Annotated in this window: 16 protein-coding genes, 1 tRNA gene and 1 pseudogene; 4 read left to right on the forward strand and 14 right to left on the reverse strand. The window is 57.2% G+C overall.

Features of this window, described 5'->3' with window-relative positions:
- Positions 1-205: 205 nt before the first annotated feature.
- On the forward strand, positions 206-3,880 hold the full coding sequence (locus H3L94_RS05840; protein WP_182123055.1) for a nitrate reductase subunit alpha: 3,675 nt from the start codon (positions 206-208) through the stop codon (positions 3,878-3,880).
- A 174-nt stretch (positions 3,881-4,054) separates the two neighbouring features.
- The gene (locus tag H3L94_RS05845; RefSeq protein WP_220457327.1) at positions 4,055-4,309 is read left to right on the forward strand and encodes a cupin domain-containing protein; all 255 of its coding nucleotides are present in this window, start codon (positions 4,055-4,057) and stop codon (positions 4,307-4,309) included.
- A gap of 353 nt (positions 4,310-4,662) precedes the next feature.
- Here the strand turns inward: H3L94_RS05845 and H3L94_RS12785 are convergent, their stop codons facing one another.
- The 13 genes and pseudogenes from H3L94_RS12785 to H3L94_RS05900 form a co-directional block, all read right to left on the reverse strand.
- A complete protein-coding gene (locus H3L94_RS12785) occupies positions 4,663-4,785 on the reverse strand; it encodes a hypothetical protein (protein ID WP_280525475.1) in 123 nt (40 codons plus the stop codon).
- A gap of 69 nt (positions 4,786-4,854) precedes the next feature.
- Positions 4,855-5,211, reverse strand: a complete 357-nt coding sequence (rplT, locus tag H3L94_RS05850; protein WP_009118009.1) for a 50S ribosomal protein L20 — start codon at positions 5,209-5,211, stop codon at positions 4,855-4,857.
- A 12-nt stretch (positions 5,212-5,223) separates the two neighbouring features.
- Entirely contained in the window at positions 5,224-5,421 is a 198-nt protein-coding gene (gene rpmI, locus H3L94_RS05855; RefSeq protein WP_040659925.1) for a 50S ribosomal protein L35, read from the reverse strand.
- A gap of 154 nt (positions 5,422-5,575) precedes the next feature.
- Positions 5,576-6,097 (reverse strand): translation initiation factor IF-3, encoded by a 522-nt coding sequence (infC, locus tag H3L94_RS05860; RefSeq protein WP_182123118.1) that lies wholly within the window; start codon positions 6,095-6,097, stop codon positions 5,576-5,578.
- Positions 6,098-6,240: 143 nt separating this feature from the next.
- On the reverse strand, positions 6,241-8,151 hold the full coding sequence (thrS, locus tag H3L94_RS05865) for a threonine--tRNA ligase (RefSeq protein ID WP_182123056.1): 1,911 nt from the start codon (positions 8,149-8,151) through the stop codon (positions 6,241-6,243).
- A 107-nt stretch (positions 8,152-8,258) separates the two neighbouring features.
- A tRNA-Val gene (locus H3L94_RS05870) sits at positions 8,259-8,335 on the reverse strand.
- Between the two features lie 77 nt (positions 8,336-8,412).
- Positions 8,413-9,768, reverse strand: a complete 1,356-nt coding sequence (gene ribBA / locus H3L94_RS05875) for a bifunctional 3,4-dihydroxy-2-butanone-4-phosphate synthase/GTP cyclohydrolase II (RefSeq protein ID WP_182123057.1) — start codon at positions 9,766-9,768, stop codon at positions 8,413-8,415.
- 122 nt (positions 9,769-9,890) lie between these two features.
- Positions 9,891-10,072, reverse strand: a pseudogene (locus H3L94_RS12430) (ATP-dependent exonuclease); the annotation flags it as partial.
- A 97-nt stretch (positions 10,073-10,169) separates the two neighbouring features.
- On the reverse strand, positions 10,170-12,713 hold the full coding sequence (gene glnD, locus H3L94_RS05880) for a [protein-PII] uridylyltransferase (protein ID WP_182123058.1): 2,544 nt from the start codon (positions 12,711-12,713) through the stop codon (positions 10,170-10,172).
- Between the two features lie 194 nt (positions 12,714-12,907).
- A complete protein-coding gene (locus tag H3L94_RS05885) occupies positions 12,908-13,699 on the reverse strand; it encodes a hypothetical protein (RefSeq protein WP_182123059.1) in 792 nt (263 codons plus the stop codon).
- Positions 13,659-14,237 (reverse strand): molybdopterin adenylyltransferase, encoded by a 579-nt coding sequence (gene mog / locus H3L94_RS05890; protein ID WP_182123060.1) that lies wholly within the window; start codon positions 14,235-14,237, stop codon positions 13,659-13,661. The genes H3L94_RS05885 and mog overlap by 41 nt, the downstream gene beginning before the upstream one ends.
- Before the next feature lie 183 nt (positions 14,238-14,420).
- Positions 14,421-14,849, reverse strand: coding sequence for a hypothetical protein (locus H3L94_RS05895; RefSeq protein WP_182123061.1), 429 nt, complete (start codon positions 14,847-14,849; stop codon positions 14,421-14,423).
- A complete protein-coding gene (locus H3L94_RS05900) occupies positions 14,842-16,149 on the reverse strand; it encodes a homoserine dehydrogenase (RefSeq protein ID WP_182123062.1) in 1,308 nt (435 codons plus the stop codon). Before H3L94_RS05900 ends, H3L94_RS05895 begins: the two co-directional genes overlap by 8 nt.
- A gap of 253 nt (positions 16,150-16,402) precedes the next feature.
- On the opposite strand from H3L94_RS05900, the gene H3L94_RS05905 reads away from it, so the two are divergent.
- The gene (locus H3L94_RS05905) at positions 16,403-16,771 is read left to right on the forward strand and encodes an Mth938-like domain-containing protein (protein WP_182123063.1); all 369 of its coding nucleotides are present in this window, start codon (positions 16,403-16,405) and stop codon (positions 16,769-16,771) included.
- A gap of 13 nt (positions 16,772-16,784) precedes the next feature.
- On the opposite strand, the gene H3L94_RS05910 is transcribed toward H3L94_RS05905, so the two are convergent.
- A protein-coding gene (locus H3L94_RS05910; RefSeq protein WP_244958876.1) for an IS5 family transposase occupies positions 16,785-17,494 on the reverse strand; the annotation gives its coding sequence in 2 pieces (ribosomal slippage) (positions 16,785-17,203 and positions 17,203-17,494; 711 coding nt in all).
- A gap of 238 nt (positions 17,495-17,732) precedes the next feature.
- On the opposite strand from H3L94_RS05910, the gene H3L94_RS05915 reads away from it, so the two are divergent.
- Positions 17,733-17,918, forward strand: coding sequence for a DUF3460 family protein (locus H3L94_RS05915; RefSeq protein ID WP_182123064.1), 186 nt, complete (start codon positions 17,733-17,735; stop codon positions 17,916-17,918).
- Position 17,919: the final 1 nt, after the last annotated feature.

Below are 17,919 nucleotides of genomic sequence, written 5' to 3' on the forward strand. Positions count from 1 at the left end.
CGTCAGACATTGCCGCAGCCGGCCAACGCCATCAGTCGAAATAACTAATTGCCGGCATCAAAAGTCTTATTCCTTTCCTTCTTTTTTCTTTCCGGCAAACCCTTTCGAAGCATGTTCTCTGGCCTCCGGCTATTTTATATTGCAGGCGTAGAAAACTATTCCGCTTGCATCTGCCGATCGGAATGACAACCACAAGGAACCCGCCATGAGCCACTTTTTAGACCGCCTGAAATTTTTCAGCCAAAAACACGAACCCTTTGCCGATGGGCACGGTGTGCTCACCGAAGAAGACCGCAAATGGGAAGATGCCTACCGCAGCCGCTGGCAGCACGATAAAGTGGTGCGCTCCACCCACGGTGTGAACTGTACCGGTTCGTGCAGTTGGAAAGTTTATGTGAAAAACGGCCTGATTACTTGGGAAACCCAGCAGACCGACTATCCGCGCACCCGCCCCGATTTGCCCAACCACGAGCCGCGAGGTTGCCCGCGCGGTGCTTCTTACAGCTGGTATGTGTATTCCGCCCAACGTGTGAAATACCCGATGATGCGCGGGGTGTTGGCGGAAATGTGGCGTGAAGCGCGAAAAACCATGTCGCCGATTGAAGCTTGGGCATGGATTGTAGAAGACGAAAACCGCGCCAAATCGTACAAAACCCAACGCGGTTTGGGCGGCTTCGTGCGTACGTCTTGGGACGAAGCCAATGAACTGGTGGCTGCGGCCAATGCTTACACTATTAAAAACTACGGCCCCGACCGCGTGTTCGGTTTCTCGCCGATTCCCGCTATGTCAATGGTAAGCTACGCTGCCGGTGCGCGTTATTTGGGCTTAATCGGCGGTGTGCCGCTGTCGTTTTACGACTGGTATTGCGACTTGCCGCCTGCCAGCCCGCAAATTTGGGGCGAGCAAACCGACGTTGCCGAATCTGCCGACTGGTATAACGCCAACTATCTGATGGTGTGGGGTTCCAACGTGCCGATGACGCGCACGCCCGATGCCCACTTCTACACCGAAGTGCGCTACAAAGGCACCAAAACAGTGGCTGTGTCTTCCGACTTCGGCGAAATGGCGAAGTTCGGCGATATTTGGCTGGCGCCGAAACAAGGTACCGACGCAGCTTTGGCGATGGCGATGGGTCATGTGATTCTGAAAGAGTTCCACATCGACAATCCTTCTCCTTATTTCACCGATTATGTGCGCCGCTTAACCGATATGCCCGTATTGGTGCGCTTGGATGCCGACGGCAAAGGCTATGCGCCTAAATATTTCTTGCGCGCGTCCGAATTGGCCGCATTCGGCGAAGAACAAAATGCCGATTGGAAAACTTTGGTGTGGGACGAGCTTTCAGACGGCCTCTGCCTGCCCAACGGTTCTATCGGTTTCCGCTGGGACGGCAGTCAAAAATGGAACTTGGAAACCCGCGCACAAGATAAAGAAGTTCATGCCGCCCTGTCGCTGAAAGAGCGCGCCGATGAAGTGGTAAACGTAGGCTTTACCTACTTCGGCGGCGAGTGCGACGACATGATTTACCGCAAAGTGCCCGCCAAACGCATTCCTTTGGCCGACGGCAAAAGCGCATTGGTGGCAACCGTATTCGATCTGATGGTGGCCAACTACGGCGTGGACAACGGCTTGGGCTGCGAAAATTGTGCCAAAGATTATTTCGACGACAAGCCTTATACCCCTGTATGGCAGGAAAAACATACCGGTGTGAAACCGGAATTGGTGATTCAGGTAGCCCGCGAGTTCGCTCAAAACGCCCACGATACCGAAGGTCGCAGCATGGTGATTGTCGGTGCCGGTTTGAACCACTGGTATCACATGGATATGGCCTACCGCGGCATCATCAATATGCTGATGATGTGCGGCTCTATCGGTAAATCCGGCGGTGGCTGGTGCCACTATGTCGGCCAAGAAAAACTACGTCCGCAAAGCGGCTGGATTCCGCTGACCTTCGCAACCGACTGGCACCGCCCGCCGCGCCAAATGAACAGCACCTCGTTCTTCTACGCCCATACCAGCCAATGGCGGCATGAAAAAGTAGCCGTAGATGAAATTCTCGCGCCTAATGCCGACGGCAGTATGGGCAAGCTCTCGATGATCGATTACAACGCCAAAGCCGAACGTATGGGCTGGCTGCCGAGCGCGCCGCAATTGGGCGCAAACCCCTTGGATATTGTCGATCAAGCCGAGGCTGCGGGTGTCGATCCCGCCCAATATGTGGCAGGCCGTCTGAAAGACGGTTCGCTGGATATGGCGTGTAACGACCCGGACAACCCGCAAAACTTCCCGCGCAACCTGTTTGTGTGGCGTTCAAACCTGCTCGGTTCTTCGGGCAAAGGCCATGAGTATTTCCTGAAATACCTGCTGGGCACGCAAAACGCCGTGTTGAGCGACGAAAACGACGAAGAGTGCATCAAGCCGTCTGAAATTACCGTGCGCCCCGCCGCAGAAGGCAAACTCGACCTGCTGACCGTACTCGATTTCCGCATGTCCACCACCTGCCTGTACGGCGATATCGTATTGCCGACCGCCACATGGTACGAAAAAGACGACCTCAACACCTCGGATATGCACCCGTTTATCCACCCGCTCACCGAGGCCGTGCAGCCGCTGTGGCAAAGTAAAACCGACTGGGAAATTTACAAAGGTTTCGCCAAAAAATTCAGCGAGTTGGCCAAAGATTACATCGGCGTGCGCAAAGACATCGTGCTTACCCCGCTGATGCACGACAGCCCGCAGGAACTCGGCCAGCCGTTTGACCCGAAAGACTGGAAACACGGCGAATGCGACCCGATTCCCGGCAAAACCATGCCCGCAATTACCGTTGTCGAGCGTGATTACGGCGCGATTTACGAAAAATTCACTTCGGTTGGCCCGTTGCTGGAAAAAATCAACAACAACGGCAAAGGCATGGCTTGGGACACCAAGCACGAAGTCGAATTCCTGCGCAAACTCAACGGCGTACAATCAACCGGCGTGGGCAAAGGCCAGCCGAAAATCGAAACCGCTATTGATGCCTGCGAAATGGTGTTGACCCTCGCACCCGAAACCAACGGCCACGTTGCCAAAAAAGCATGGCAAGCCTTGGGTAAAGCCACCGGTCGCGATCATACCCATTTGATTAACGCCAGCGAGCATACCGCTATCCGTTTCCGCGACATCGTCGCCCAGCCGCGCAAAATCGTTACCTCACCGATTTGGTCGGGCGTGGAAAGCGAAGAAGTATGCTACAACGCCGGCTATACCAACGTGCACGAACTCATCCCGTGGCGCACCATCACCGGCCGCCAGCAGTTCTACCAAGACCACAAATGGATGCGCGATTTCGGCGAACACCTGTGCGTGTACAAACCTGCCGTGGATTTTAAAACCACCAAGAAACTTTTGGGCAAATACCCCAACGGCAATAAGGAAATTACCCTTAACTTCCTCACGCCGCACCAAAAATGGGGCATCCACAGCACCTATTCGGAAAACCTGCGTATGCTTACCCTCTCGCGCGGTGGCCCGCATGTGTGGATTTCCGAAATCGATGCCAAGAAAGCCGGCATTGTCGATAACGACTGGGTGGAAGTGTTCAACGCCAACGGCACGATTGCCTGCCGCGCCGTTGTCAGCCAGCGTATTCCCGAAACCATGATCCTGATGTACCACGCACAGGAAAAAATCGTCCACACTCCGGCGGGCGAGGTTTCTAAAAAACGCGGCGGTATCCACAACTCCGTCACCCGCGCCATTCTGAAACCCACCCACATGATCGGCGGCTACGCCCAACTGGCCTACGGTTTCAACTACTACGGCACGGTAGGCTCCAACCGCGACGAATGGGTGATTGTGCGCAAGATGAACAAAGTGGATTGGATGGATACACCTGTGTAACTCATCAGGCCGTCTGAACAACGCCTGCCCGAAAACTGTTTCAGGCAGGCGTTTTTACGATCCATACGAGAAAGGCGAATCAAAATAAACCGGCTCGATATTCTGCATATTGCAGAACATTTAAAGGATAATCCCGCAGAATCCATCCGAACTGTGCTTCATCAGGGAAGTGATATGAATCTGGTGCTGTGGCAGCTTCCGCCCGGGGGTATCTTGCCGCCCCACCGCCATCCGGCCGGGGAAGATATTTGGGTGGTGCTGAAAGGATGTGCCGAAATATGGGGCGACGATAACAGCCGACAGGCGGTAGCGGCGGGTGACAGCGTGGTTATCAATACCGGTTGCCGCCACGGTTTGCGCAACACGGGTGAACAAGATTGTGTTTTGCTTTCCGTGCTTAGGCCGCAGGCCGGATTTGAAACGGCTTGAAACCGAAAAAACCAGAATTTTTATAAGCTGACCGCATATTGGAATGATTCTAAACTAGAGCAGTGCAGCGAATATTCATTAACCATCTATTCTTAAAAATAAAATATCAATAAACAAGCAAGCGAGCATAAGTACACCATGAAGAAATTCGCCCTTCCGCCCAGCGTAAAACCGGGCCGGTTACTGATGCCGTAACAACAAGTGTTGCCCGCACCACGAATCAACTCACACCACTAATTGGCCGCTTCGGCTTTGTTGATATCTGAAGCGGTTTTCACGCATTCAGGGGATTTATCCATTTCTCCCCCTTCTCTTTCAACTCACTGTAATTCCGTCCGCTAAGCGATTGAGGGTTATCCACCCCAGCGCAATCTGCCAAGGCTTTCAGGTAGCCTGAACACCTGCCAAACAAAGCCGGACACCCGTCCACGCTTCAGCTTCTCGATCGGTGCCTCGCCTTCAATTAACCACTTCATTCCGTTTCCCCCATCGGTAATAAAAACAGAAAAAAGGAAGCCGAAGCTTCCTTTTTTAAAATTTCCAATTTAAGCCAGAGCGGCTTTGGCTTTTTCAACCAATTGGGCAAAAGCCGCTTTGTCGAATACGGCCAAATCGGCCAATACTTTGCGGTCCAGCTCAATAGCGGCTTTTTTCAGGCCGTTCATGAATTTGCTGTAAGACAAACCGTGTTGGCGGGCACCGGCATTGATACGGGTAATCCACAACTGGCGGAATTGGCGTTTGCGCTGACGACGGTCGCGGTAGGCGTATTGGCCTGCTTTCATCACCGCCTGTTTGGCAACGCGATAGACGTTTTTACGACGGCCGCGGTAGCCTTTGGCTAACGCTAATACTTTTTTATGACGGGCACGAGCGGTTACACCGCGTTTTACGCGTGGCATGGTTCAAACTCCTTAAGCGTAGGGCAACATTTTAGCAACGGCAGCCAAATCGCGCTCGTTCACCATAGAGGTGCCGCGCAGTTGGCGTTTGTTTTTGGTGGTTTTTTTGGTCAGGATGTGACGCTTGAACGCATGGGCGCGCTTCACACCGCCGTTACCCAGTACTTTGAAGCGTTTTTTGGCGCTCGACTTGGTTTTCATTTTTGGCATGGGAAAACTCCATTCATTTATCGGATAAGGCATCAGGGGATTGCATGGCAATGCTTGAACCCAAACACCACGGTTTTTGACCGCCTCAGATTTGGCCGAAAGGCCGTTTTTTTTCCCAAGCGGCGGCGGGCTTGAAAAACGCGGAATTATACGTTTATTTCTTCTTAGGTGCAATCATCATCACCATCTGACGGCCTTCCATTTTCGGGAACTGCTCCACAGTGGCCACTTCGGCCAGGTCGTTTTTCACGCGTTCGAGCAATTGGGCGCCGAATTCCTGATGCGCCATTTCCCGGCCGCGGAAGCGCAGGGTGACTTTCACTTTGTCGCCGTCGGCAAGAAAGCGGTTGATGTTGCGCATTTTGATCTGGTAATCGCCTTCATCGGTGCCCGGGCGGAATTTGATTTCCTTGATTTGCACCATTTTTTGCTTTTTCTTGGCTTCGTCGCGCTTTTTGGACTGCTCGTATTTATACTTGCCGTAATCCATCAGCTTGCAGACCGGCGGTTTGGCGGTGGGGGAAATCTCCACCAAATCCACATCCTGCTCTTCGGCCATGGCCAAGGCTTCTTTAACGGTTACGATACCAAGCTGCTCGCCTGTGCTGCTGATTAAACGCACTTCTTTGGCGGTAATTTCGCCGTTGATTCGTGCTTCGCGTTCTTGTGCGATGATGAGGTCTCCTATAAAAGTTTTTCGGTACGGGTACACTGCCCAAAGCAGCCTACCTTATGCGGTGCCCGTGCCCTTTCTCAAGGCCGGCAAGCGCTGTCGTGTTTCAGGTAGCCTATCCGCCGGGAACAGGCTACCTGAAAAGTTTAGGCGGAATGGACAACCGCCAATTCTGTTTGCAGATGGGTAATGAAGTCGGCCAGCGTCATGCTGCCCAAATCCTCGCCCTTGCGGCGCACCGCCACTTGGCTGTTTTCTTTTTCCTTGTCGCCCACCACGATTTGGTAGGGATAACGGTATTGGCTGTTGTCGCGGATTTTGTAGCCGATTTTCTCGTTGCGCAAGTCTGTTTCGGCACGGAAACCGGCTTGGCGTAGTTTTTCTACCACTTCTTCGCAGTACGCGGCCTGTTTTTCGGTGATGTTCATCACCACCATCTGCACCGGGGCCAGCCACAAGGGGAAGGAGCCGGCATGGTTTTCGATGAGGATGCCGATGAAGCGCTCCATCGAACCCAGAATGGCGCGGTGCAACATGACCGGACGGGCGCGGCCGTTGTTCTCGGTCACGTATTCGGCACCCAAGCGCTCCGGCAATACGAAATCAAGCTGGATGGTGCCGCATTGCCAAGAGCGGCCGATGGCGTCTTTAATGTGGTATTCCACTTTCGGGCCGTAAAACGCGCCCTCGCCGGGCAACTCTTCCCAAGCGATGCCGCAGGCAGTGAGCGCATCGCGCAAGCCCTGCTCGGCCTTGTCCCAGGTTTCGTCGGAACCGGCGCGTTTTTCCGGGCGCAGCGACAGTTTCACGGCCACCTGCTCGAAACCGAACTGGCGGTACACTTTCATCACCAATTCGTTGAACGCTTTGGCCTCAGCGGTAATCTGTTCTTCGGTACAGAAGATATGGGCATCATCTTGCACGAAACCCCTTACCCGCATCAGGCCGTGCAAGGCGCCGGAGGGCTCGTTGCGGTGGCAGGAGCCGAACTCGGCCAAACGCATGGGCAGATCGCGGTAAGAGCGCAGGCCGTGGTTGAAAATCTGTACGTGGCCGGGACAGTTCATCGGTTTAACCGCGTATTCGCGCTTTTCCGACTGGGTGGTGAACATATTGTCTTTATAGTTTTCCCAGTGGCCGGACTGCTCCCAGAAAGTTTTATCCAGAATCTGCGGGGTTTTGACTTCGCGATAGCCGGCAGCGTCCAGCTCGCGGCGCATGTGCTGTTCGATGGTTTGCCACAGCGTCCAGCCGCGCGGATGCCAAAACACCATGCCGGGCGCTTCGTCTTGTAGATGGAAAAGGTCAAGCTGTTTGCCCAGGCGGCGGTGGTCGCGTTTTTCCGCTTCTTCCATGCGCGTGATGTAGGCTTTCAGATCTTCTTTGCTGGCCCAAGCGGTGCCGTAAATGCGTTGCAACATTTCATTGTTGCTGTCGCCGCGCCAATAAGCCCCAGCCAGCTTGGTGAGCTTGAAATGCTTGAGGAAACGGGTATTGGGCACATGCGGGCCGCGGCACATGTCCACATATTCCTGATGGTGGTACAAGCCCATGGCTTCCACCTCGGGCATGTCTTCGATCAGGCGCAATTTGTAGTCTTCGGCGCGCTCGGCGAAGGTTTGGATGGTTTGCGCGCGCGGAGTCATCACCTTGATGACATCGTAATCCTGAGCAATCAACTCCTTCATACGCGCTTCAATCGCAGCCACGTCTTCGGGGGTAAACGGTTTGTCGGTAGCAATATCGTAATAAAAGCCGTCTTCGATCACCGGGCCGATGACCATTTTGGCTTCGGGATACAGCTGTTTGACCGCATGGCCGACCAGGTGGGCGCAGGAGTGGCGGATGATTTCCACGCCTTCCGGGTCTTTCGGCGTGATGATTTGCAGGGCGGCATCGCGGCTGATCACATCACAGGCATCCACCAAAACGCCGTCCACCTTGCCGGCCACCGTTGCTTTGGCCAGGCCGGCTCCGATGGAGGCGGCCACTTCGGCAACAGTAACGGGGGCTTCAAACTGACGGACGGAGCCGTCTGGCAGGGTAATATTGATCATCCGGTGCTCCAAAACCCAAACGGCAGGCTACCTGAAAGCATGCTGCGGGCGGCGGTAAATAGACAAACAACAAAAGCGCACGGAGCGGCTTTTGTTGTTTGGGAAACTGGTAGGCACGATCGGATTCGAACCAACGACCCCCACCATGTCAAGGTGGTGCTCTAACCAACTGAGCTACGTGCCTGCGAAAAGCGGGCATTATACCGATATCCGAAGGCCGCTGGCAAGCGCGCCAGCTTGATTCGGCGGGCGCTGCGGCGGTCAGCCCGAATGGCTCGGCGCCTCTTCGAAGCCCACCACTTCCAAGCCGAATCCGGTGAGGCCGGTAAAGGAGGATGGCTTGCCCATCACCCGCATTTTCTTCACGTTCAGATTGGCCAGAATTTGGGCGCCGATGCCGTAGGTTTTGCTGTCCCAATGCCGCGCTTGATTCATGCCTTTGGGCAAGGTGCGGTCGAGCAAGGTGGCGCCAGTTTCGGTCCGGTGCATCAGAATAATCACGCCGCTCTCGGCCTGCTGGATGCGCGCCAAGGCTTCAGGCAAAGGCCAAGAATGGCGCGGATTGGCCTGGAGGAAATCCATCACGCTAAACGGCTCGTGCACGCGCACCAGGGTTTCTCTGCACGCCTCCGGCTTGCCTTTCACCAGAGCCAAATGGGTTTCGCCGGAGAGTTTGTCCACATACACATGCTGCTGGAAATCGCCCCACGGGGTCTGTACCGGCGTATCGCCCATTTCTTCGAGCAGGCTCTCGGTGCGGCTGCGGTACTCGATCAGATCGGCGATGGTGCCGATTTTCAGCTGATGCTGCTTGGCAAATTCAATCAACTCGGGCATGCGCGCCATGGTGCCGTCGTCATTGATGATTTCGCAAATCACGGCAGCCGGGATCAGGCCGCACATCTGTGCCAGATCGACACCGGCTTCGGTGTGGCCTGCCCGCACCAACACACCGCCTTTCTGCGCCCGCAGCGGAAAAATATGGCCGGGCTGCACAATGTCTTCGGGCCGCGCCTGGGGCGACACCGCGGTTTGGATGGTGAGCGCGCGGTCGGCGGCGGAAATGCCGGTGGAAATGCCGTTGGCCGCCTCAATCGACACGGTGAAATTGGTGCCGTACTGGGCACCGTTTTTCTGCGTCATCATCGGCAGACCGAGATTTTCCACCATATTTTCGTCCATCGGCAGGCACACCAGGCCGCGGGCGTGTTTGATCATAAAATTGATGGCTTCCGGGGTCACAAATTGGGCGGCCATCAAGATATCGCCTTCGTTTTCGCGGTCTTCGGCATCGGTGATGATGACCATTTTGCCGGCTTTGATGTCGGCCAGAATTTCGGGGATAGAGGAGATGTGGCTCATGGTGGGTTTCGTTTCGTGTGCGGTAGGGAAAGAGGGCGGGCCGTCGCCGTGGTCGGCGTCCAGCCACATGGCGGGCATGCCGGCGTCCCGCTCGATTTTGCGGGCTTTCTTTTCTCCGAAGGATTTGCTTTTCAGCAAACCTGACAGCTCGCCCGGGTTGATGCGGGCGGCATCGGCAAAAGCAGACTGCCGGCCGCCGTACAAGCGGTTGATCCAGCAGCGCAGATTGTGGCGGCGCAATTCGGTGGAGCTCATGACATGTCAAGAAAATCAACTGGCGCGATTCTAAAATCGGATTTACCAAATGGCAAATAATTTAGACGCACACTACTGAAAGAATCAGAAAAATAAATGACTGTTTGGTAAATTCCATTGACAGGCTGAGACCTGTGCAAAACCCTCAGATGTGGATGCAGTTCAAGGCGTAGCAGCGCAGCGAACGTGAACGTCAGGAATCCCCGTGGGACAGACATATCATACAGATAGGCAAGCGAACGAGCAGTACCCATAGGGCATAAACGCACAACGCAGAAATGCGCCGCAGATGGGGGTTTTGCAAAGGTCTCAGGCTACCTGAAACCGTTGGCAAGCAATCGGTTAAGGGCAGAAAGCCTGCGCAGTCGTTTTCAGGTAGCCTGTGCCCGCTTTGCTGCCGTTTACGTGCCGATTTTTTCCAGTAACTTTTGTTTCAGCAACAATTGGAAAGCGGTTTGATCCAATTGCGGATGACGGATCAGAAAGCTGTCCTCCACCCGCTCGTCCAGCGTGGCGATTTTGGCGTGCCGCAGACTGATATTGAGCTCGGACAAAACATCGGCGATGTCGGCCAGCAAAAAACGTCGGTTGGCGGCAATGATTTCCAACACATATTCGCCTGGCGCCTCCTCCGCGCTCAGCAGAATGCGCGGCGCAATCGGCAGGTGGCGCAAACGGCGGCTGGCCGCTTGGGAAACGTCCCGCTGCGGCTGCGGCTTCAGCAACACGAAACCGTTGAGTGCCTGCTGCAAACGGCGGCGGATGCGGGTTTGGTCGGCGGCATCGCAGCCCGGCGGCAGCTGCAATACAAACGTGTCGAGAATGTGATTGTGATCCGTCACATAAGCCTGGGCGGACAAAATGCTCAGGTTGTGGTGGCCGAACAGGCGGCACAAGCCGGCGAACAGCCGCTCTCGATTGGGCATCAGCACCAACACCTGCAAACCGCCGGTATCCGGCAAGAAACGCATATGGGCCTGCGGCTGCTCCGGACTGCCGGCAATCAGCGACATATGCCAATTGATCACGGATTCGTCATGGCGGACAAAATAAGCCGGGCCGAGCAACTGCCACAAGCGGCGGCAGCCGGCCTCGTCCAAGCCTGACGCTTCAAGCTGCACCCTTGCCGACTCCTGCCGGCGGCTCACCGCCAGCCTGCTATCGGCGGCTTTGCCCTGAAAATGCGCCAAGGCCAAACGGTAAAGGCTCTCCAACAGGCCGGCCTTCCAAGAATTCCAGATTTTCGGGTTGGTGCCGCGGATATCGGCCACCGTCAGCAAATACAAGGCACTCAGCCGCTCCTGGCTGCCGACGCGGCGGCAGAAACGCGCCACCACCTCCGGATTGTGAATATCTTCCTTCTGCGCCACCAGCGACATCAGCAAATGGTCTTCCACCAACCAAGCCAACAAATCGCCCTCCTCCGCCGACAAAAAATGGTCGGCGGCAAAACGGCGGGCATCGGCTATGCCCAACTGTGCATGATCGCCGCCGCGGCCTTTGGCAATGTCGTGGAACAAGGCGGCCAGATAAAGAATGTGCGGCTGCCCAAACGCCGCCATCAAGCCGGAAGCAAACGGCAACTCGTGGCTGTGGGCATCCAGCGCCAAACGGCGCATATTGCGCACCACCATCAGAATGTGGTCGTCCACCGGATAAACGTGAAACAGATCGTGCTGCAGCAGGCCGACGATTCGCGACCATTCTGGCAGATAGCGGCCAAGCACGCCGTAGAGATTGAGAAAGCGCAGCAGATGGGTGAGGCCGCCGCCGTGACGGAAAAAGCCGACAAAGCGGCCCCGGTTGACCGGATTGGCGTAAAAAGCGGCATTCACCTGCTTCTGCGCCGCTTGCCACCAAGCGCGCAAGGTTTGCGGCGCGAGGCCGGACACATCGCTGTGCTGCTGCCAGAGGGATAAGATTTTGAAAATATGGCTGGGCTGGCGGCGGAAAATGGTTTTGTCTTTTACCGCCAACAGATTACCCACCTGGTAATAATCGGCGTCGATGTCGCGCACCACCCGCGGCAACACCGAATATACCCGGCCGCGCAGCATGGGCAGCAAAATCCCGTTGAGCTGTTTGACCGCCTTGGTGGCACGGTAAAGCGTACGCATCAGCTGTTCGCTGCGCCGGTGGGCCTCCGCGTCGTGATGGCCCAGCGCAGCGGCTACCTGAAGCTGCAAATCGAAAATCAGCCGCTCTTCCGCCCGCCCGGCGGCCAAATGCAGCTCGATGCGGATGCGGGCCAGGCGGCGGTGGCTGTTCATCAGCACCCCCCATTCGGTACGGCTGAGAATGCGCCGCTGCACCAAGCTGCCGCTTTGCGGCGCCATGCCCTGCACTTGGGCCAGCCACAACATGGTATGGATGTCGCGCAGGCCGCCGGGGCAGGTTTTGACATTCGGCTCCAGCAAACTGCCAGCCTGCGCCTTGGCATGGCGCTGCTGCATCTCCAACAGTTTGCCTTCGATAAAGCCCACCACGTCGCGTTGCAAGTCTAAAGCACGCGCCAAGCGCTGCGCCACCCCCGCATCCCCGCATAATAGGCGCGACTCCAGCAAAGCGGTGTCGCCGGTGAGGTCTGCCGCCGCGCTGGCACACAATTCGGCAATGCTGCCACTTTTCAAGGCCGGCGCCAAACCGCAATCCCATAACTGCTGCACCAGCATTTCCGCCGCCGACTGTTGGGCCGGCGTCAGGGCCGCATCGGCGGCCAAGGCCAGGTCGATATCGGAGAAAGGATAAATTTCGCCGCGCCCAAACCCGCCGGTGGCCAACAGACACAAGCCCTCGGTATCTGGCAGGGCTTGCCATAAACCGGCCAGCAGTTGTGCCAACGCCGCCCCATATTCGCGGAAAAAAACCTGCGGATTACGGTGGCGGCGGTAGTCGGCAATGATGTCGGCCTTGCGGCGGGCAAGTTCGGCGGCGAGGGGGGTCATCGGGCGGGCTTTCAGGTAGCCTGAGACCTTTGCAAAACCCCATCTGCGGCGCATTTCTGCGTTGTGCGCTGCTCGCTCACTTGCCTATCTAGATGATATGTCTGTCCCACGGGGATTCCTGATGTTCACGTTCGCTGCGCTGCTACGCCTTGAACTGCATCCACATCTGGGGGTTTTGCAAAGGTCTCAGCCTTTCAATGGCGGGGCTGGCGGTGGTTGTGGTAATCGACGATGCGGGCCAACACCATATCGCACCAATCGTCCAAACAGTTTTCGTCGAACAAATCGTTGTTTTCCACCAAGTCGTCCAACCAATTGAGGGCGCGAACCAGGCGTTGCAAATTGACGGGCGTGTACGCCGCCGGCATGGCCGGCAGCTCGCGCTGCAGACGGGCCAAACCTTCGTCGCACAAACCGTCCCACTCGCCGAGCTGGCAAGATTCGCACAAATCCTCGGCAATGCGCACCAATTCTCCGCCTTCGTTGCTTTGCTGGTAAAGGGTTTCGGCTTCAATGCCGTAAGGGCTGTGGCGGAAGTCGTCATACCAACGCTCGAAAACCAAGCCGTCGAAATGTTTAGGGCAAAAGCGGTCGGGCAAGTCGGCCAGCAGGGTTTCCAGCTCCTCTTCGGTATAAAAACGGCCGTGCGAACCTTCGCGCGCACCGTCGGGAACCTCGCCCCAATAATAGCCGCTGAATTCCTCGTACATGATTTGGAAAGTCTGCTCGTCTTCGTCCACCAGGCCGAGAAAATCGCCGTGCAGCCGCAACCGGGCCAAATAGGCGGGCAACTCGGCGGCGGCCACGGGCAGCGGAGACTCGCTGTCGATGTGGGCGTCGTCTTCGTAGAAAGAATAAAAAATTCGGTAGGTCGGCTGCATGGCTTCTGTGGCAACGGTGGGGAAGCGGAAACGGCTTTCAGGTAGCCTGAAAACAGGAAAGGGTTTATTTTTGCTTGGGACGGAAAGCAGGGCAAACGGCGGCATCGGTTTCGATAAAGCCGCCGCCGATCAAATCCACGCAGTAGGGAATGGCGCCGAACAGGCCCGGCACCACCACGCTGCCGTCTTCTGCGCATACGCCGCCCAAAGTTTCGGCGATGGCCCTCGGCCGGCCGGGCAGATTCACGATTAAGCTGCTGCCGCGGATGCCGGCGGTTTGGCGGGACAAAATGGCGGTGGGCACATAGTGCAGGCTGATGCGGCGCATCTGCTCGCCGAAGCCGGGCAGCTCTTTGTCCAATACCGCCAAGGTGGCTTCCGGCGTGACGTCGCGCGGCGCGGGGCCGGTGCCGCCGGTGGTGAAAATCACATCGCAATGCTCTTGGTCGGCCATGTGGATGAGCATGCTTTCGATTTCATCTTGGTCGTCGGGAATCAGGGCTTCCACATAACGGACGGGGTTGCGCACAGCCCGATCCAGCCAATTTTTAAGCGCGGGTATGCCTTCGTCGGCATACACGCCGCTGCTGGCGCGGTCGCTGGTGGCAATCAGGCCGATGGTGATGGGGGAAAGAGTATTCATGGCGGCGGTACCGGCAAACGGGAAAGCCGCATTGTACCCGATTGCCCGCTTACTTTGGGCACGGTCTGCGCGGCAACGGCAAGAAACAAAAACCGGCCGCCGAAGCAAGCCGGAAACCGGTATCAAACACTGACTGGCCGGAACTGCCCGCCACAATTTTCAGGCTACCTGAAAGCCGAAAACTTATGGCTTTTGCGCCGCCAAACACTGTTCCTGACGTTGCAGGAATGCCTGCGCCCCGCCGAGCTTGTCCAGCTGGGCTTCGGTGTCAAGCTTGGAGAAATTGCGCAAATCATCATCGCTCAGCTTGGACAAAGGCGCTTCCCACACGCAGCGGCAGAACGGCTCAATCACGCGCTCGGTTTGTCCCTGCAGTCCGTGTTTGGCCAAATCGCTTTCCCATTGCGGCGAGAACGGCATGTTTTTCACGCACGACTCCACAATGCGCACGGCGGCCTGGGAGGGGCTCAGCGCACAGCGCGACAGCAGGCCGAAACCGAGAAACAGCAAGGCAATCACCCATAGCCAGATGCGGATGGTGCGGATTTTTTTGCGCGAACGCTGATATTCGGCCTGCTGCTCGGGCGTGCGCGGAGATTTTTCCTCAGCCATGCAGGCTCTCCATGCGGATCATGGTCACCGGTGCAGTCACGCGCGGCAGCGCTTCGATTTGTGCGATGGCGGATTGGATGCGCTTCTCCTGCGCACGGTGGGTAAGAATCACGATTTCCGCGGTTTGATGGTTGATCACGCCTTTTTGGATCAGCGCTTCAATCGATACGCCTTGCGCCGCCAGAATACCGGCAATGTCGGACAACACGCCCGGCTCGTCTTCGGCGGACACGCGCAGATAATAGCTGCTGATGATTTCTTCGATGGGCAGCACGCGCAGGGTTTCGCCGCTTTGGCGGAAGGCCAACGGCGGCACGCGGTGGGCGCTGTCGGCATTCAGCAGGCGGGCGATGTCGATGATGTCGGCCACCACCGCGCTGGCGGTGGGCGAAGCGCCGGCGCCAGCGCCGTAATACAGGGTTTCGCCCACCATATTCGACTGCACCAATACCGCGTTCATCACGCCTTCCACTTTCGCCAGCAGGCGGCATTCGGGAATCAGGGTCGGATGCACGCGCAATTCGATGCCCTGATCGGTTTTGCGGGTGATGCCCAAGAGCTTGATGCGGTAGCCCAGCTCTTCGGCGTAGCGGATGTCTTGGCTTTCCAACTTGCTGATGCCTTCCAGATAGCAGGCGTCAAAATGGATGGGGGTGCCGAAGGCCAGCGCCGACATGATGCTCAATTTGTGCGCCGCATCGTGGCCTTCGATGTCGAAGGTCGGGTCGGCCTCGGCATAACCGAGCTGCTGCGCCTCTTTCAGCACATCGGAAAACGCGCTGCCGTGATCGCGCATTTCGCTGAGAATGAAATTGCTGGTGCCGTTGATGATGCCAGCCACCGATTGGATTTGGTTGGCCGCCAAGCCCTCACGCAACGCCTTGATGATGGGAATGCCGCCGGCCACCGCCGCTTCAAACATCACCATCACATTGTGCTTATCAGCCAGGGCGAAAATTTCGTTGCCGTGCTCGGCCAGCAGTTTTTTGTTGGCAGTCACCACATGTTTGCCGTTTTCAATGGCGCAGATCACCGCTTCGCGGGCCACATCGGTGCCGCCGATCAACTCCACCACAATGTCCACTTCCGGATGGGCGGCTACCTGAAACACATCGGTGCCCACAGCGGTACCGGGCGGACACAAACGCTCGGCGCGCTCGGCATTGCGGCTGGCGGCGGCGGTGACCACCACTTCCCGGCCCAAGCGGCGGGCGATTTCGGCAGTATTGGCCGCCAACAGTTTCACCGTACCGCCGCCGACGGTACCCATTCCCAAAATGCCGATTCTCACTGGCTGCATGATTGCTCCTTGTGTATGATGCTGCGCTCGGGCGCCTGCCCGCCGACTCCGAATAACAAAAGGCTGCTATCTTAGCCGAAAAAAACGGTTTGTAGAACCTGAAAATGCGGCAACGCAGCCAAACGGCGGTCGCGATCCGTCATCACCAATATCAAGCTCGCTGTATCTGCCCAAGCCGCTTGCGCCCGGCAGCCTGCCGCAGCGGTTTTCGCCCTTCAGGTAGCCCCATCCAACCGCCATAGAAAGCCCCCATATGCTGATACAAGAACACCAGGCCGACGGCACCCTGCAGATCGAGGCCTACCGCCCCGGCCAACTGACGGTCAACGGCCACACCCACAACGAAGCCGTCCTCATCGACACCGGCCACACCCTGCGCCCTGCCGGCCTCGCCGCCCCGGCCGATCTGCAGGCCGAACATTTCGATGCCGCCCTTGCTGCCAAACCCGAAATCATCCTCATCGGCACTGGACCGAAACAGCAATTTATCCACCCCCGCCTCACCGCCCGCGCCGCGGCGGCCGGCGTAGGCGTGGAGTGCATGAGCACCGAAGCGGCCTGCCGCACCCATATGCTGCTGCAAAGCGAAGGCCGCCGCATCTGGGCCTGGCTGTGGCCCTAGGCCGAATCGACATTCAACCCACCCACAAGGTAATTGATGCGAGATAGAGGAAAGCCAGGAAGTGAGAGGGCTTGCGGTCAAAACGAGTGGCGATGCGGCGGAACTGCTTGAGCCTGGCAAAGCAACGCTCGATGCGATTGCGTAGCCGGTAGCGTGCTTTGTCGTAGGCACGCGGCTGCTGGCAGCTGCGAGGCGGGATCACCGCCTGGGCGCCGAGCGAGTGGATCAGCGCCACCAGTTGCCGGCTGTCATAGCCTTTGTCGGCCAAGACGTACTTGGGCTTGAACCCGGCCAGCAGCGCTGGGGCTTGCGTGATGTCGTTACGCTGGCCGCCAGTGAGGATGAATCGCACCGGTCGGCCCTGGCCATCTGTCGCCATGTGGATCTTCGTGCTCAGACCTCCTCGGCAACGCCCCAGAGCCGGGTGTGCCGCCCCCCTTTTCCGGTCGCCGCCTGTGCGTGCGCCCGGACAATGCTGCTGTCGATCATCAGATACTCGTTGCTTCGATCCTGAATCAGGGACTGGAACACCAGCTCCCAGATACCCTTGGCCGCCCAGCGGGTGAAGCGCTTGTGCACGCTCTTGTAGGCTCCGTAGCGCGTGGGCAGATCGCTCCAGCGCGCCCCGGAGCGCAACACCCACAGCACGCCATTGACGAAGCTGCGGTTGTCCGCTGCCGTACGCCCGGGGTCACCGGCCTTGCCTGGGAGCAGATCTTCGATCCGCTCCCATTAGGTTTGGGTTAATTCGTAGCGGCGGGGCCGCGGATGCTTGGTCTTGGTCATCCGCCAAAGATACCAGATGAATGTCGATTCGGCCTAAAGCCTGCGGCGAAATCCTCATCCTTGCCCGCCCTACCCCGCTTTCAGGTAGCCTTTCCGCGCCGCGTTCCGTTATAATCGCGCCGCCACATCATATTCAATAAAAGGCGCAGCCGCGCCGCCCTATCCGGAGCACAGCATGTACCACTATCAATCCGAAGCCACCCAATTTCTCAACCAATATCTGGAAGAGCATCCCGAAGAATCCGCCCGCCGCCTGAAAAATCGCGCCCTGCTGTGGGATGTCGAACTCGACCCCGAAGAGCAGGCCGATTTCGAAGCCGCCAAGCTGCCGAAAAAACCCTACGCCTACCAGCCCGACTGAA

Source organism: Neisseria shayeganii, from assembly GCF_014054965.1.
Lineage (GTDB): Bacteria > Pseudomonadota > Gammaproteobacteria > Burkholderiales > Neisseriaceae > Eikenella > Eikenella shayeganii.